Source organism: Paracidovorax cattleyae, assembly GCF_900104515.1.
GTDB classification, from domain to species: Bacteria; Pseudomonadota; Gammaproteobacteria; order Burkholderiales; family Burkholderiaceae_C; genus Paracidovorax; species Paracidovorax cattleyae.
In genome coordinates this window covers 69575-84629 of record NZ_FNJL01000009.1, presented here as the reverse complement: position 1 = coordinate 84629, position 15055 = coordinate 69575, and the positions used below count along the sequence as shown (strand labels likewise).

9 protein-coding genes and 1 pseudogene are annotated in these 15055 nt (G+C 70.5%); 7 read left to right on the top strand and 3 right to left on the bottom strand.

Features of this window, described 5'->3' with window-relative positions:
- Window positions 1-58: 58 nt before the first annotated feature.
- A pseudogene (xopZ, locus tag BLR05_RS27480) lies at window positions 59-3928 on the top strand (XopZ family type III secretion system effector); the annotation flags it as partial.
- 176 nt (window positions 3929-4104) lie between these two features.
- Here the strand turns inward: xopZ and BLR05_RS09190 are convergent.
- Together BLR05_RS09190 and BLR05_RS09185 are read right to left on the bottom strand one after the other, a co-directional pair.
- Window positions 4105-5172, bottom strand: a complete 1068-nt coding sequence (locus BLR05_RS09190; protein WP_092834080.1) for an aldose 1-epimerase — start codon at window positions 5170-5172, stop codon at window positions 4105-4107.
- 19 nt (window positions 5173-5191) lie between these two features.
- Entirely contained in the window at window positions 5192-6154 is a 963-nt protein-coding gene (locus tag BLR05_RS09185) for an SMP-30/gluconolactonase/LRE family protein (RefSeq protein WP_092833929.1), read from the bottom strand.
- A gap of 122 nt (window positions 6155-6276) precedes the next feature.
- On the opposite strand from BLR05_RS09185, the gene BLR05_RS09180 reads away from it, so the two are divergent.
- Window positions 6277-7092 carry an SDR family NAD(P)-dependent oxidoreductase gene (locus BLR05_RS09180; RefSeq protein WP_092833927.1) on the top strand — a complete coding sequence of 272 codons (816 nt, stop codon included), beginning with the start codon at window positions 6277-6279 and terminating at the stop codon, window positions 7090-7092.
- A 449-nt stretch (window positions 7093-7541) separates the two neighbouring features.
- Here BLR05_RS09180 and BLR05_RS09175 read toward each other — a convergent pair whose 3' ends face one another.
- Complete coding sequence (locus tag BLR05_RS09175; protein WP_092833925.1) at window positions 7542-8504, bottom strand: LysR family transcriptional regulator; 963 nt, start codon at window positions 8502-8504, stop codon at window positions 7542-7544.
- Window positions 8505-8610: 106 nt separating this feature from the next.
- Between BLR05_RS09175 and BLR05_RS09170 the strand changes: the two genes are divergently transcribed.
- The 5 genes from BLR05_RS09170 to mmsB all read left to right on the top strand — a co-directional run bounded on the left by BLR05_RS09170 (window position 8611) and on the right by mmsB (window position 15040).
- Entirely contained in the window at window positions 8611-10053 is a 1443-nt protein-coding gene (locus tag BLR05_RS09170; RefSeq protein ID WP_092833923.1) for an aldehyde dehydrogenase family protein, read from the top strand.
- Between the two features lie 58 nt (window positions 10054-10111).
- Window positions 10112-11080 carry an ABC transporter substrate-binding protein gene (locus tag BLR05_RS09165; protein WP_092833921.1) on the top strand — a complete coding sequence of 323 codons (969 nt, stop codon included), beginning with the start codon at window positions 10112-10114 and terminating at the stop codon, window positions 11078-11080.
- Window positions 11081-11121: 41 nt separating this feature from the next.
- Complete coding sequence (chvE, locus tag BLR05_RS09160) at window positions 11122-12192, top strand: multiple monosaccharide ABC transporter substrate-binding protein (RefSeq protein ID WP_092833919.1); 1071 nt, start codon at window positions 11122-11124, stop codon at window positions 12190-12192.
- An 84-nt stretch (window positions 12193-12276) separates the two neighbouring features.
- A complete protein-coding gene (mmsA, locus tag BLR05_RS09155; RefSeq protein ID WP_092834077.1) occupies window positions 12277-13794 on the top strand; it encodes a multiple monosaccharide ABC transporter ATP-binding protein in 1518 nt (505 codons plus the stop codon).
- 1 nt (window position 13795) lies between these two features.
- Entirely contained in the window at window positions 13796-15040 is a 1245-nt protein-coding gene (gene mmsB, locus BLR05_RS09150; protein ID WP_092833917.1) for a multiple monosaccharide ABC transporter permease, read from the top strand.
- Window positions 15041-15055 lie beyond the last annotated feature (15 nt).

Here is a 15055-nt window from a genome sequence, read left to right as displayed (position 1 = left end):
CTCCTTCCCGGGATTTGCACCGGGATCGCGCACGACGCCCCTGTGACCGACGGACGCCATGCCGAAATTCTCCCTGCGCCCCCATACCACCACCCTGCTCGTCCCCGGCAATGCCCGCAACGCGGCGCATGCGGGGGACCCCGCGCCCGGCAAGCAGGCCCACCACAAATTGCACCAGCTCGACGGCGCCGCGGCGCGCGGCGAGGCGCTCGCGCCCCACTTCGGCCTGGCCGGCCGGGTGCGCAAGTACCTGGCGGAACCCCTGCCCGCCGCGGCCGGTGCCGATGCCGATGCCGCCAGTGCGCAGCCCCCGCCCCCGGGCGCCACGGCCCCGCGCAAGGCGACCAAGGCATTGCGGAAGTTCCTGGGCAAGGCAGGCACCGCGCTCGGGCTGCGGGCCGGCAGGCCCGCGGGCCTGGCCGAGCTGACGCGCTTCCGCGACAGCGCCGCCGCCGGCGCGCGGCCCATCGCGCGGGACGATCCGCGCGACCAGGGCACGTGGCGCAGCGTCGCCGCGGCGCAGGCCCGGGCGTTCGCCGCATCGCAGCGGCTGCACGAGGCCGAGGTGGCGGTCCGCAAGGCCACCGCACTCGAACACCTGGTGCAACTGCACATCGGGCGGCTGGAGTCCGACGCCCAGCGCTCCGGCCGGCGGATCGCGCATGCCGCCGACCGGCCCGTGGCGCTGCACCGGCAGCAGGAGGCCATCGCGGCGCAGCAGCAGGCCCTGGACGCCGGCATCGCGCGGCTGGCGGAGGAAGCCGGCGCGCTGGAGCGGCGCATCGCCCAGGCCGAGGCCGAGGCCGCCCTGGCGGCGCCCGTGCGCGGCCGGCTGGACGCGCTGATGAACGCACGCACCGCGGTGGACCTGGGCGGGGCGGACGCCGGAGCGGACGCCGTCGCACTGCGGCAGCATTTGCACGAGCTGCGGTCGCTGCACATGATCCGCACCGGCATCCGGAGCGACCTGGAGCAGCGCAGGCAGGATGTGCAGGCCGAACTGGAGCGGCTGGAGCGCTCCGCCGTGGCCATGGCCCGCGACCTGTTCGATGCGGACGACGAGGCCTCCGACCTGCGCTCCCTGCTGGGCGGCCTGCAGGACCGGCGCGCCACGCTCGAGACGGCGCGCGATGCAGCACGGGCTGACAGCGAAGCGGCCGCGTCCGCGCTGAAGTCGCGCGAGAAGGAACTGGCCGACCGGCATGTCGATACGCTGCCCGGCCTGCGCGCTCCGGCCGCGCCGGGAGAGGCCGCTGCCTGCGCATCGTTGAAAGCGGCGCTGCGGGACTGGGCGGACGGGCTGGACACGGCGCCGTTCGGCGACCGGGCGATTCCCGCTGCCGGCGTGGTGACCGTGGGGCTCAAGGCCCTGGCCGTGGCGGCCGGCGGCGACCCGGCGGAGGCCCTGCAGGCCCTCGCCGCACTGCGCCAGCTCCGGTGGGACGACCTGGCGCCCCCCCCTGGCGCGGAGCCCGACCGGCGGGACCCGGCCGGCCTGCCGCCTGCGGCGCAGCGCACCGTGGATCACCTGGCGCGCGCTCCCCGGGGCCTGCAGGTGCTGTCGCACCTGCTGCGCCCGGAAGGCAGCCCGGCCGCGCAGCCGGAGCGCCTGGCGGCCGCGCGCCTGGCATTGCGCGCCGATGCACTGCTGCGCGCCGCCGCGCCGGACGACGCCGCGCTGCGCACGTGGCTGGGCCACGCTCGGCGCGCTGCCCGCCGGGCCCTGCATGCCGTGGAGCCCGCGAAGGCGCTGGACGCGTGCACGGTGGACGAACGCGCGGCCTACCATGCGTTGCGCAATGGCTATGAAAGCAACGCGCCCGGCTCGGCCTACGACCGGGCGAACGGCCACCTGCAGCGGCTGGCGGACGCATTGCACGACCTCGCGCGGCATGGCGCGCAGCCGCAGGTGTTCGGCGGGCAGCCCAATGCGCTGCGCTCCCTGCCGCAGGCGCTGGAGGTGGGCTCCGCCACGGCGCTGCCCACGCCGCGGCGCCGGGCGGACGCGGCCCTGGAAAAGGCCGCCGGCCAGCTCTCCGAGATGCTCGGCGGCCTGCGCGCGGACCGCTCCCCGGGCCGGCTGCCCGGCCCCGCGGAATGCGCCTGGCAGGCCCTGGCGGAAACCGTGCGATGGGCATCGGAAGCCACGGACCGCACCACCCTGGTGATCGATGCCGCCGCGCGCGAGCGCATCACGGCGCGCGCCACGGAACTGCGTGCGCACTTCGAGCGCACGGCGCTCGGCCAGGGCGTGCCGCCGTCGGAACTCTCGCAGGACAGCCTGCCCTTGCTGGAGACCGCCTGGCAGCGACTCGAACGCCGCCCGCACACCGCCGCCGAAGCGCTGGCACTGCTGGCCGAGGGCCTGCCCGAGGATGCGGGCGGGCCCTCCTCCCCGCCGCCACCGCCTCCGCCCGGCGGCACGCCCGTGTCCTGGCGCGGCTATGCGCAGCAGCAGGGCGCGCAGTTCCGCGCCAGCGTACAGGAGGCCGCCCGCCTGCTGCGTGACGGCATCCCCGGGCAGGCCACCCATGCACAGGCCCTGCTGGACCTGACCCGCGACATGATCGGCCAGCTCGAATGGCGCGACCGCCTGCGCCTGATCGGCCAGCAGGCCTGGGGCCTGAACGCCGGGCCGCTGTCCGCGGCCGTGGCGCTGGGGTCCTCCATGTTCGGCCTGGGCGTGCGTCTGATCGCCGGTGCGCAGCGCAACCGCGACGCCGTGATGGAGTTCTACATGGGCCGCACCGGGATGTACCTGCAGATCGGCGAACTGCGCACGGACCAGGTGCAGGTGGGCGCAGGCGCGAACACCGGCTATGCCGCCAACCTCGGCACCGACCAGGCGACGCTCGGCGCCACCGTCGCGGCGGACTGGCGCTGGCGCGGCGAGCGCGGCCTGGAAAACGGCATTCAGCTGCGCCTGCCGCGCCTGGGCAAGGGCCGCGAGCCGGAACTGAATGTGGAATTCCTCGATGCCTACGAACACCTGCTTCGCCTGGCGGAGCCGGGCCCCGATGGCGCGCCGGCACGCCACGACTGGCTGCGCGAGCTGCTGGCCCACCATCCGGAACTGAGTGCGGGCCTGATCGACGATGCCCAGCGTTCCAGCACCGGCACCGAGACCAATGTATCCGCCAGCGCGGGCCTGCGCTTGGGCGAGGTCGCGGGCCGCGGGCGCCGCGCGGGGGTGGCCGCCAGCCTGGGCGCGAAGATGCGCCAGGACAACGGCAGCACCGCCACCACCGTTGCGGGCTACATGACCACGGTCTATCGCGATGCGACCGCTTCATCCCGGGTGGAGGTCGCGGCCCGCGCCACGGCCAGCGTGCAGTTCGCCGAGGCGCTGCGCAGCGACGGCGTGCAAACCGCGCAGCGCGCCAGCGCAAGCCTGGGCGTGCTCGACGCTGGCTACGCCGTGGAAGTGGCGAACCATGCCACGACGAACTTCTGCACGCTGTTTCTCTTCGGCGACGAGATCGACCCGACGCGCAGTGACCGCGCCACCGACTACTCGCGCTTCGAGGAGTTCGAGCGCCACGTGCGCGCGGAATGGGACGGCTGGGCGCACTACGGCACGGGCAAGCTGGGCAGCGACGTGGAAGAGCCGCTGCACCACCTGCTGGCGGACATCCAGCTTTCGCACTTCATGGAGCAGACCCGCACCTTCGCCCAGGCCAACGGCTTCGCGGCCATGTTCGCGGACAAGGTGATGCGCCCGCCCGCGGCCCCCCTGCTGGATGTGCACCGCGCGCTGTCCAAGCTGGCCCGGGCGGCCGGCGACGAGGACGGCGCACGGGCCGAGGACGCGGCCTTCGACGCCTTCCTGCAGAACGAGTCCATGTGGGAGCCCACCCTGCTGCTGTTGCGCGAGAAGGCCAAGCTGCAGGAAGAACGGGGCCTGGATTTCTTCCTCAAGCACCAGAACAACCGCGGCGCGGAAGCCATGCGCACGGTGGGCCAGTGGATCCTCTACGAACCCGTGCCACGGCGCGAGCCGGAACAGCGTCTGCAGCCAGCGCGGACCTGGGAGCCGCGGCCGGCCCAACCGCCGCAGGATGCGGACGGGGCGGCGGGTGCCGGCGCCGGAGCAGACAGCAGCCGCTACGACACGGCCACGGACGCGAGCCTGGATTCTTTCCGCACGGCCCCCGGATCACCGATGCGGCCCCCCACCCCCGCGGAAGTCCCGCCCACGGACGCCGGACCAGGCGCCGCGCGGCCAGGCGGCGGGGGGTCGCCGGGCCGCGCATCCTCCAGCCGGCCATAGCGCCACTGCACGCGCAGCGCGAGTTCCTGGCCACGCTGCAGCACGCGCAGGCCCGGCAGCCCCGGCTGGTGGAAGGCATCGATGGGCTGGGTGATGGGCTCGAAGCAGAAGGCCGGCCCTTCGGGCGGCCGGTACACCAGGCAGAAGTGGCTCCCGGCGCCGCCGTCCTGCTCGAAGTGCGGCATGCTCGCCGTGAGCTGCAGGCCGCGCTCGGGCCAGGCGATGCGCGCCGTGCCGCCCCAGCCGGTGTAGGCGTTGTCGATCAGGTTGCCGTGGGCCGATATGCCGCCGTTGAGGTTCCAGCCTTCGGGGAAACACCCGGTGTGGCGCGTGGGCAGCGGATCGCTGCCGCTGAGCCACACGCCCTGCACGGGGGCGAATATGCGCGTGCCCGGCGTGCGCGGGAACCAGGGATGCAGGCCCAGCCCATAGGGCAGCGGCTCGGGGCCGAGGTGGCGCACCTGCACGCTCTGGTCCAGCCCGCCCGGCACCAGGCGGAAGGTCTGCACGCATTCGTAGTGGTAGGGGTTGCCCTGGAACCCCTCCGAATGCAGGGCCATCTCCAGGGTGTCGGGGGCCGGCTGGCGCAGGCTCCAGAGCTGCAGCCAACCGTCGCCATGGATGGGGTACGGCTCACCGGCGCGGTTGGGCTGCATCGGATGGAAGCGCCCCGCGTGGGTGAACCCGCCGCCGCTGATGCGGTTGGACCACGGCACCATGGCGAACGAGGCCATGCGGTAGAGGTCGGCCGTGCGGCCGTCCCAGGAGCGCCAGAGGTCGGCGCGGCGGCCGTCGGGGCCGTCGATCTGCCAGGCCGCCACGCTGCCGCCCAGCGAAGGCACGAGGCCCAGGTGCTGGTCGGCATGGTGCAGCCAGGTGACGGGATGGAAGGTCTCGGTCATGGGGCGTCTCCAGTCAGGTTCAGCCGCCGAAGCGGTGGGCCGGCAGGCCGGGGCCGTCCACGGAGACGGCGAAGAGCGCTCCCCCCAGGGGCTCGGCCACCAGCCGGGCATCCGACAGGCCCGTGCGGGCGGAGATGATGAAGAGCGTGCGCAGGTCGGGGCCGCCGAAGACGCAGGTGGTGACCTGGCTCACCGGCAGCGGCACGCGGCACAGCTCGGCGGCGCTCACGGGATCGTGGCAGGTCACGCATGCGCCGCCCCAGTGCGCGATCCAGAGGCGCCCCCGGGCATCGGTCGTCATGCCGTCGGGCAGCCCGTCCTCGGCCGGCCAGCGCTTCCACAGCATGCGGTTCGAGAGCGTTCCCGTGCCGGGATCGAAGTCGTAGCGGTAGGTGCAGGCCTCGGCGGTGGCGTTGAAGAACATGGCCGGCGCGCGCGCCCCGTCCGGGGAGCCGGTGTGCGGCCACGCGGGGCCGTTGGTCACCGCGAAGCCGTCGTCGTGCCGCGTGCAGCGGCCGTCGGGATCGAAGCGGTAGAGCGCGCCGGTGGGCGCCTCGCAGCCGAAGTCCATCGATCCGGCCCAGAAGCGCCCCTGCGCATCGCACTTGCCGTCGTTGAAGCGGTTGCCGGCACGCTCCGGTTCGGGCTGGTGCAGGTAGCGCGGCGCGGTGTCCGTGGCCGGGTCGAACAGCGCGAAGCCGCGGCGCAGGGTGACGACGAGGCCGGGTGCCGCGGCGCGCTCGGCCAGCGCGGAGATTTCTTCCTCGAAGGTCCAGCAGCGGTGGGCGCCGCCTGCGGGGTCGCAGCGGTGCAGTTCGCGGGCGAGGATGTCCACCCAGTACAGCGCCTGCTCGCGCTCCGACCACAGCAGGCCCTCGCCCAGCTGGGAGGCCATCGGCCGCACGCAGCGCACGGCGCCGATCACGGGAATGGGCAGGGGCGCGGCCGGCGGGCTGACGGATGGCGTTTCGGGAGGGTTCATGCGCGTCTCCAGGCGTTGTTTCAGCGCCCGTCTGTCGCGGGCCTCTTGACGCGGCGCATCTTATCAACGCAAATTGATGCACGTAACCATTATTTTTTCTATCAATCGATACCAATTTTTATATGTCTCAAATTTCCTCCGTTCCCGCTCCCGGCGCCGCCGCCTCGCCGTCCGGAGCCCTGTCGGTGTTTCCCAGCCTGCGCGGGCGCGCGGTGTTCGTGACGGGGGGCGGCAGCGGCATCGGCGCCGCCATCGTCACCGCCTTCGCCGAACAGGGCGCGCGCGTGGCCTTCGTGGACGTGGCCCGCGAGGCCAGCGAGCAGCTCGCCCGCGACATCGAGGCGGCGGGCCTGCCGCGCCCCTGGTGGCGCGGGTGCGATGTGCGCGACATCGAGGCCCTGCGCGCCGCCGTGCGCGACGCTGCGGCCGAACTGGGCGACATCTCCGTGCTGGTCAACAACGTGGCGAGCGACGACCGCCACACCCTGGAGTCCGTCACGCCGGAGTACTACGACGAGCGCATGGCGATCAACGAGCGCCCGGCCTTCTTCGCGATCCAGTCGGTGGTGCCGGGCATGCGCCGGCTGGGCGGCGGCTCCATCGTCAACCTCGGCTCCACCGGCTGGCAGGGCAAGGGGTCGGGCTACCCCTGCTATGCGATCGCCAAGTCGTCGGTGAACGGGCTTACCCGGGGCCTGGCGCGCACGCTGGGCCATGACCGCATCCGCATCAACACCGTGTCCCCCGGCTGGGTGATGACCGAGCGCCAGATCCGGCTCTGGCTCGACGCCGAGGGCGAGCAGGAGCTGGCGCGCAACCAGTGCCTGCCCGACAAGCTGCAGCCGCGCGACATCGCGCGCATGGTGCTGTTCCTGGGCTCCGATGACGCCGCGATGTGCACCGCGCAGGAGTTCAAGGTGGACGCGGGGTGGGTCTAGGGCCTGTTAACGCTATGCAAGGGGATCGCGTTGCTTCGCAAAGGGGCTGGGTGCAAGGCGCCTGGGCGCAGCAAGGCCGGGGCCTTGCAAGCACGGGCAACGCCGCAAACGGCCCCTTCGCGGAGCAACCCGAAGGGAAGCGCATCACAGCCCGCCCCCCGGCGTTGCACTCCTGGTACGTGTGGACACACGCACGGCGTCGCGCGCCTTGATGGGCGGGCTGTGATGCGCTTCGCGACCCCTTGCATAGCGTTCACAGGCCCTAGGAGCAACCCCCTGAGGCGCTGACGCGCCTTCCCCCTTCTCTCGCCGGGCTGCACCCGGCGGGAAGGGGGACACCGCCAGCGCGGCGGGGCGGCCCTTGCGCGGCGGTTGCTGGAGGGGCCGTGCCTGTGCAGAGGCCGTGGCACAGCGCACATTCGCGTGGGCCCTCATCGGGGGGCTGCGGCCTACTCGTCCATCTCCAGCTTGCGGCCGTACTGCACGAAGCTGGTCTGCTTGAGCGCCTTCATCATCACCTTGGCGGCGGGCGACAGCAGGCGGTCGGTGCGGGTGACGATGCCGAAGGCGTCCATGTGGCAGGGCATGGCGATCGGCAGCACGGCGACGATGCCGTGGGCCGCGTAGTAATGGGCGACATCCGCCCCCACTACGGCGATCATCTCGCTCTGCTGCAGCATGCGGGTGATGAACAGCAGCGCGGAGGTCTCCACGATGTCCGTCGGCGGGGCGAGGCCGTCCTGCTGGAACATCAGGTCGAAGCGGTGCCGCAGCACGCTGCCGGCGGGCGGCACGATCCAGTTGGCCGACAGCACGTCCCGCAGCGTCAGGCCGCTCATGCCCGAGAGCGGATGGCCGGGGCGGCTGATGGCGCAGATCGGCTCGTCCGTCAGCGGCTCGTAGCGCAGGTGGCCGGTCTCAGGCCCGGGGAGCACGCGCCCCACCATGATGTCCAGGCGTCCCTGCTCCAGCCGCTCCAGCAGCACGGGACTGGTCTCGATGTCCAGCGTGATGCGCAGGCTCGGGTGCTGCTGCTTGACCAGGGCCACGGCCGCCGGCAGCAGGGTCAGGCCCGGCGAGGTGATGGCGCCGATGCCGACCTGGCCGTAGTGCCCCGTCTTCAGCGCGCCGATCTCGTCGTGGGCCTGGTTGAGGCTCGCCAGCGCCATGCGCGCATGCCGGATCATGGTCTCGCCATACCAGGTGGGGCGCATGCCGCGGGGCAGGCGCTCGAACAGCGGCACCTCCAGCACGTCTTCCAGGTCCTTGAGCAGCTTGGAGGCCGCGGGCTGGGTCATGCTGAGCACCTGGGCCGCACGGTGGATGTTGCCTTCCTCGGCCAGGGCCACGAGCAACAGCAGCTGCCGTGTCTTGAGGCGCGCGCGGATGAACCAGTGGTTGTAGGTGCTCATGGGGTTTTCCTGAATGCCGGGATTGATATGTATTTTGTCCAAAAAACTATTGGATTGATATAAAAAACATCCATAGACTGCAGCGCAACCGTAGCAAAGAGGGCCCATGAAGCTTGGCGACATGCAGCAGACGCCCCGGCACCTGATCAATGGGCGCTGGGAGATCGGCACCACCACCGGGGTCAGCGTCAATCCGTCCGACACCCGTGAGGTGGTGGCCGAATACGCCCGCGCCGACCGGAACCAGGCGGGCCAGGCCGTGCGGGCCGCTGCGGATGCCCTGCGCCACTGGAGCCGCAGCGCACCCCAGCGGCGCGCGGACGTGCTGGACCTCGTGGGCAGCGAACTGCTGGCCCGCAAGGAAGAACTGGGCACGCTGCTGGCCCGCGAAGAGGGCAAGCCCCTGCCCGAGGCGGTGGCGGAAGTGGTCCGCAGCGGCCATATCTTCAAGTTCTTCGCGGGCGAGGCGCTGCGCATCCCCGGGGAGCTGGTGGCGTCGATGCACCGGGGTGTGCAGGTGGAGGTGACGCGCGAACCCGTGGGCGTGGTCGGGGTGATCGCGGCGTGGAACTTCCCCTTCGCCATTCCCGCCTGGACGATCGCGCCGGCCCTGGCCTTCGGCAATACCGTGGTGTTCAAACCCGCCGAGCGGGTGCCGGCCTGCGGCTGGGCGCTGGCCGAGATCATCGCCCGCAGCGGCCTGCCGGCGGGCGCGTTCAACCTCGTCATGGGCAGCGGCCGCGAAGTGGGCCAGACCCTGGTGGACCATCCGCTGGTCGATGCCGTGAGCTTCACCGGCTCGGGCCCCGTCGGCGCGCGCATCCTGCGCTCGGCCGCGGCACGCGGTGCCCGGGCGCAGCTGGAGCTGGGCGGCAAGAACCCGTTGGTGGTGCTGGCCGACGCCGACCTGGACCAGGCCGTGGACTGCGCGCTACAGGGCGCCTACGGCTCCGCCGGCCAGCACTGCATGGCCTCCAGCCGCATCGTGGTCGAGGCCCGCGTGCACGAAGACTTCGTGGCCCGCCTGCGCCAGCGCTTGGCGGCGCTGCCCGTGGGCCATGCGCTGGAACGCGGCACCGGGATGGGGCCCGTAGTGGACGAGCGCCAGCTGGCGCAGGACCTGGAACACGTCGCGGCCGCCCGCCAGGAGGGCGCGGAGCACGTCTTCGGCGGCGAGCGCCTCGAGCGCCCCACGCCCGGCCATTACCTGAGCCCGGCGCTTTTCATCGCGCGCCCCGAGCACCGGATCGCCCGCGATGAGGTCTTCGGGCCCGTGGCCTGCGTGCTGCGCGCGGACGACTACGAACACGCCCTGGCGCTCGCCAACGACACGCCCCGCGGCCTGTGCGCGGGCATCTGCACCAGTTCGCTGAAGCACGCCATGCATTTCAAGCGGCACGCCCGCGCGGGCATGACCATGGTGAACCTGCCCACGGCCGGCACGGATTTCCAGGGCGAGCGCCGGGAGCCCGGCCACGGCCCGCGCGACCGGGGCCGCAGCGCCGCGGAGTTCTTCACCACGGTGCGCACCGGCTACATGCGGGCCTGAGCCCCTGCCCCACCCTTCCCCTTTCCTCTTCACACCACCATAAAGACAGGAGACAACGATGACGAAACTGACCCGACGCACGCTGGCCAAGGCCCTGGCCTGCGCGCCCGTAGCCGCCCTGCTGCCCGCGGCCGCATGGGCGCAAAAGCCCATCGTGCTGGGCTTCAGCCAGGTGGGCGCGGAGAGCGAGTGGCGCACCGCGAACACCGAATCGATCAAGTCGGCGGCAAAGGAAGCGGGCATCGAGTTGAAGTTCTCGGACGCGCAGCAGAAGCAGGAGAACCAGATCAAGGCCATCCGCTCCTTCATCGCCCAGCGCGTGGATGTGATCGCGTTCTCGCCCGTGGTGGAGTCGGGCTGGGAGCCCGTGCTGCGCGAGGCCAAGGCCGCCAGGATCCCGGTCGTGCTCACGGACCGCGCCGTCAACACCAAGGACACCTCACTCTTCGTCACCTTCATGGGCTCGGACTTCGTGGAAGAAGGACGCAAGGCCGGCCGCTGGCTGGTCGAGAAGATGAAGGACGGCAAGGGCGACGTGAACATCGTCGAGCTGCAGGGCACCGTGGGCTCGGCCCCGGCCATCGACCGCAAGAAGGGCTTCGAGGAAGTCGTGAAGGCCGACCCGAAGTTCAAGATCATCCGCTCGCAGACCGGCGACTTCACCCGCGCCAAGGGCAAGGAAGTGATGGAAGCCTTCCTCAAGGCCGAGGGCAGGAAGATCAACGTGCTCTACGCGCACAACGACGACATGGCCATCGGCGCGATCCAGGCGATCGAGGAGGCCGGCCTCAAGCCCGGCAAGGACATCACCATCGTCTCCATCGATGCCGTGAAGGGTGCCTTCGAGGCCATGATGGCCGGCAAGCTCAACGTGACGGTGGAATGCAGCCCGCTGCTGGGCCCGCAGCTGATGGCCGCCGTCAGGGACATCAAGGCCGGCAAGCCGGTGCCCAAGCGCATCGTGACGGAAGAAGGCATCTTCCCGATGGAGACCGCGGCCCAGGAATTCCCCAAGCGCAAGTACTGATTCCCGATCCCTCACACACCGATAAAAACCAGGAGACTCCCGTGAAGCGAACCTTTCTGAAAACCACCGCCGCCGCCTTCGCCCTGGCCGCCCTCGGCACCCTGCCGCTGGCGCATGCCCAGGACAAGGGCAGCATCGGCATTTCCATGCCCACCAAGTCCTCGGCCCGCTGGATCGCGGACGGCGACAACATGGTCCGGGTACTCAAGGAGCGCGGCTACAAGACCGACCTGCAGTACGCCGACGACGACATCCCCAACCAGCTCGCCCAGATCGAGAACATGGTGACCAAGGGCGCCAAGGTGCTCGTGATCGCCTCCATCGACGGCACCACGCTCTCGCGCGTGCTGCAGAACGCGGCGGACAAGGGCGTGAAGGTCATTGCCTACGACCGCCTCATCAAGGGCTCGAAGAACGTGGACTATTACGCCACCTTCGACAACTTCCAGGTCGGCGTGCTGCAGGCCCAGTCGATCGTGGACAAGCTGGGGCTCAAGCAGGGCAAGGGGCCCTTCAACATCGAGCTCTTCGGCGGCTCGCCGGACGACAACAACGCCTTCTTCTTCTACGACGGCGCCATGAGCGTGCTGCAGCCCTTCATCGACAGCGGCAGGCTGGTGGTGCGCAGCAAGCAGACCGGCATGAACAAGGTCGGCACGCTGCGCTGGGACGGCGCGACGGCCCAGGCCCGCATGGACAACCTGCTCTCGGCCTACTACGGCAAGGAGAAGGTGGACGCCGTGCTCTCGCCGTACGACGGCATCTCCATCGGCATCCTCTCGTCGCTCAAGGGCGTGGGCTACTGCACCGCCCAGCAGCCCTGCCCCATCGTCACCGGACAGGACGCCGAGGTGCCCTCGGTCAAGTCCATCCTGAAAGGCGAGCAGTACTCCACCGTGTTCAAGGACACGCGTGAACTCGCCAAGGTCGCCGCCAACATGTTGGACGCGGTGCTGTCGGGCAAGCAGCCCGAGATCAACGACACCAAGACCTACAACAACGGCGTGAAGGTCGTGCCGTCGTTCCTGCTCAAGCCGGTGCTGGTGGACCAGTCGAACTGGAAGAAGGTCCTGGTGGACAGCGGTTACTACAAGGAATCGCAGATCAAGTGATCCGCCGAGCGCGGCCCGCAGCGGGCCGCGCTTCCCGGGCCCCGTGCACCGGGCCCGCCAGCGATGCCAACGGACGCCAAGACCATGCTTCTAGAGATGCGGAACATCCGCAAGACCTTCCCCGGGGTGGTGGCCCTGGATCGGGTGGACCTGCGCGTGCAGGCCGGCGAGATCCACGCCATCGTGGGCGAGAACGGCGCGGGCAAATCCACGCTGATGAAAGTGCTGTCCGGCGTGTACCCGCACGGCAGCTACAGCGGCGAGATCGTCTTCGACGGCGAAGAGCGCCGGTTCGCGGGCATCCGGGGCAGCGAGCACCTGGGCATCATCATCATCCACCAGGAGCTGGCCCTGGTGCCCCTGCTCTCCATCGCCGAGAACATCTTCCTGGGCAACGAGACCGCCCGCCACGGCATCATCGACTGGATGGAGGCGCATGGCAGGACGCAGGCGCTGCTGGACAAGGTGGGCCTGCAGGAATCGCCCGGGACCCTGGTGGGCCAGCTGGGCGTGGGCAAGCAGCAGCTGGTGGAGATCGCCAAGGCGCTGTCGCGCCAGGTGCGCCTGCTGATCCTGGACGAGCCCACCGCCAGCCTGAACGAGAACGACAGCCAGGCGATGCTGGACCTGCTGCTGGAACTCAAGGACCAGGGCATCACCTGCATCCTGATATCGCACAAGCTCAACGAGATCTCGCGCGTGGCCGATTCCATCACGGTACTGCGCGACGGCAGCACGGTGGAGACCATGGACTGCCGCGCGGCGCCCGTCAGCGAGGACCGCGTGATCCAGGCCATGGTCGGCCGCGAGATGGCCGACCGCTATCCGCCGCGCACGCCCGACATCGGCCCGGTGGCCTTCGAGGTGCGCGGCTGGCAGGCCTACCACCCGCAGCGGCCCGAGGCGCCCTTCCTCAAGGGCATCGACCTGCAGGTGCGCCGCGGCGAGATCGTGGGCATCGCCGGCCTGATGGGGTCCGGGCGCACCGAGCTGGCCATGAGCCTTTTCGGTCGCTCCTGGGGCCGGCGCATCAGCGGCGAAGTGCTGCTGGACGGACAGCCCATCGACGTGGGCACGGTGGAAAAGGCCGTGCGCCACGGCCTGGCCTACGTGACCGAAGACCGCAAGGGCAACGGCCTGGTGCTGAGCGAGGACATCCGGTTCAACATCTCGCTGGCCCACCTGGAGGGCGTCGCCTCGGCCGGCGTGATCGACAGCGGCCGCGAGCACGCGGTGGCCCAGGGCTTCCGGGAGCAGCTGCGCATCCGCTCCTCCGGCGTGGACCAGAAGACGCTCAACCTCTCGGGCGGCAACCAGCAGAAGGTAGTGCTGGGCAAGTGGCTTTTCACCCGCCCCGAAGTCCTCATCCTCGACGAGCCCACGCGCGGCATCGACGTGGGTGCCAAGTACGAGATCTACACCCTCATCGCGCAACTGGCCGCCGAAGGCAAGTGCGTGATCGTGATCTCTTCGGAGATGCCCGAGCTGCTGGGTATCACCGACCGCCTCTACGTGATGAACGAAGGCCGCTTCGTCGCCGAGATGCCCACGGCCCAGGCATCGCAGGAAAAGATCATGAGCGCCATCGTGAAAGCCCACTGACATGTCTTCCATGACCTCCACGCCCCACCCCTCCGCCACCGCGACCGCCCCCGACGCCGCATCCGCAGCCAAGCCCGCGCGCACCGGCCGCTCGCCCCTGGAGCACGCCCGCCATCACCTGCGCGAGTACGGCATGCTCATCACGCTGGTCGCCATCATGGGCTTCTTCCAGTACATGACCGACGGCACCCTGATGGAGCCGCTCAACCTCACCAACCTGCTGCTGCAGAACAGCTACATCGTCATCATGGCGCTGGGCATGCTGCTGGTGATCGTGGCCGGCCACATCGACCTGTCGGTGGGCTCGGTCAGCGGGTTCATCGGCGCGCTGGCGGCCGTGCTCATGGTGCAGTACCAGTGGCACTTCGTTCCCGCCACGCTGGTCTGCCTGCTGTGCGGCGCCCTCATCGGCGGGCTGCAGGGCTGGTTCGTGGCGTTCTCGCGCATTCCGTCCTTCATCGTCACCCTGGCCGGCATGCTGGTGTTCAAGGGCCTGGCGCTGGCGCTGCTGGCCGGGCAGTCGGTGGGGCCGTTCCCCGAATCCTTCCAGCGCCTGAGTTCGGGCTTCATTCCCGACCTGTTCGGCATGCAGGGCCTGAAAGTGACCTCGCTGCTGCTGGGCACGGCCGTGGCCGCCGCCCTGGTGGTGGCGGGCGTCCGTGCCCGGGCCAACCGCGTGCGCCACGGCGTGCAGGTGGAGCCCACGGCCTTCTTCGTCGCCCGCAACGCGGTGTTCGCCGCGCTGCTCGTGTATTTCAGCTACCTGCTGGCCTCGTACAAGGGCCTGCCCAACGTGCTGATCGTGATGGCGCTGCTGATCGTGCTGTTCGATTTCGTCGCCAGCCGCACCACCATCGGCCGGCGCATCTACGCCATGGGCGGCAACGAGAAAGCCGCCAAGCTCTCGGGCATCAAGACCGAGCGCCTGTCGTTCTACGCCTTCGTGAACATGGGCGTGCTGGCGGCGCTCGCGGGCCTGGTGTTCGCGGCGCGGCTGAACACCGCCACGCCCAAGGCGGGCCTGGGCTTCGAGCTGGACGTGATCGCCGCCTGCTTCATCGGCGGGGCATCGGCCTCGGGCGGCGTGGGCAAGGTGATGGGCGCGGTGATCGGCGCCTTCGTGATGGGCGTGATGAACAACGGCATGTCCATCCTGGGGATCGGCATCGACTACCAGCAGGTCATCAAGGGCGTGGTGCTGCTGGCCGCCGTGCTGGTGGACGTGTACCACAAGAACAAGGCCTGACCTCAGACCAGGCCA

What these genes read in the sequence shown, in the direction of transcription:
- BLR05_RS09165 (WP_092833921.1), top strand. Translation starts at nt 10,112, where the DNA reads ATGACGAAACTGACCCGACGCACGCTGGCCAAGGCCCTGGCCTGCGCG.
- BLR05_RS09175 (WP_092833925.1), bottom strand. Translation starts at nt 8,504, where the DNA reads ATGAGCACCTACAACCACTGGTTCATCCGCGCGCGCCTCAAGACACGG.
- BLR05_RS09170 (WP_092833923.1), top strand. Translation starts at nt 8,611, where the DNA reads ATGAAGCTTGGCGACATGCAGCAGACGCCCCGGCACCTGATCAATGGG.
- BLR05_RS09185 (WP_092833929.1), bottom strand. Translation starts at nt 6,154, where the DNA reads ATGAACCCTCCCGAAACGCCATCCGTCAGCCCGCCGGCCGCGCCCCTG.
- mmsB (WP_092833917.1), top strand. Translation starts at nt 13,796, where the DNA reads ATGTCTTCCATGACCTCCACGCCCCACCCCTCCGCCACCGCGACCGCC.
- BLR05_RS09180 (WP_092833927.1), top strand. Translation starts at nt 6,277, where the DNA reads ATGTCTCAAATTTCCTCCGTTCCCGCTCCCGGCGCCGCCGCCTCGCCG.
- BLR05_RS09190 (WP_092834080.1), bottom strand. Translation starts at nt 5,172, where the DNA reads ATGACCGAGACCTTCCATCCCGTCACCTGGCTGCACCATGCCGACCAG.
- mmsA (WP_092834077.1), top strand. Translation starts at nt 12,277, where the DNA reads ATGCTTCTAGAGATGCGGAACATCCGCAAGACCTTCCCCGGGGTGGTG.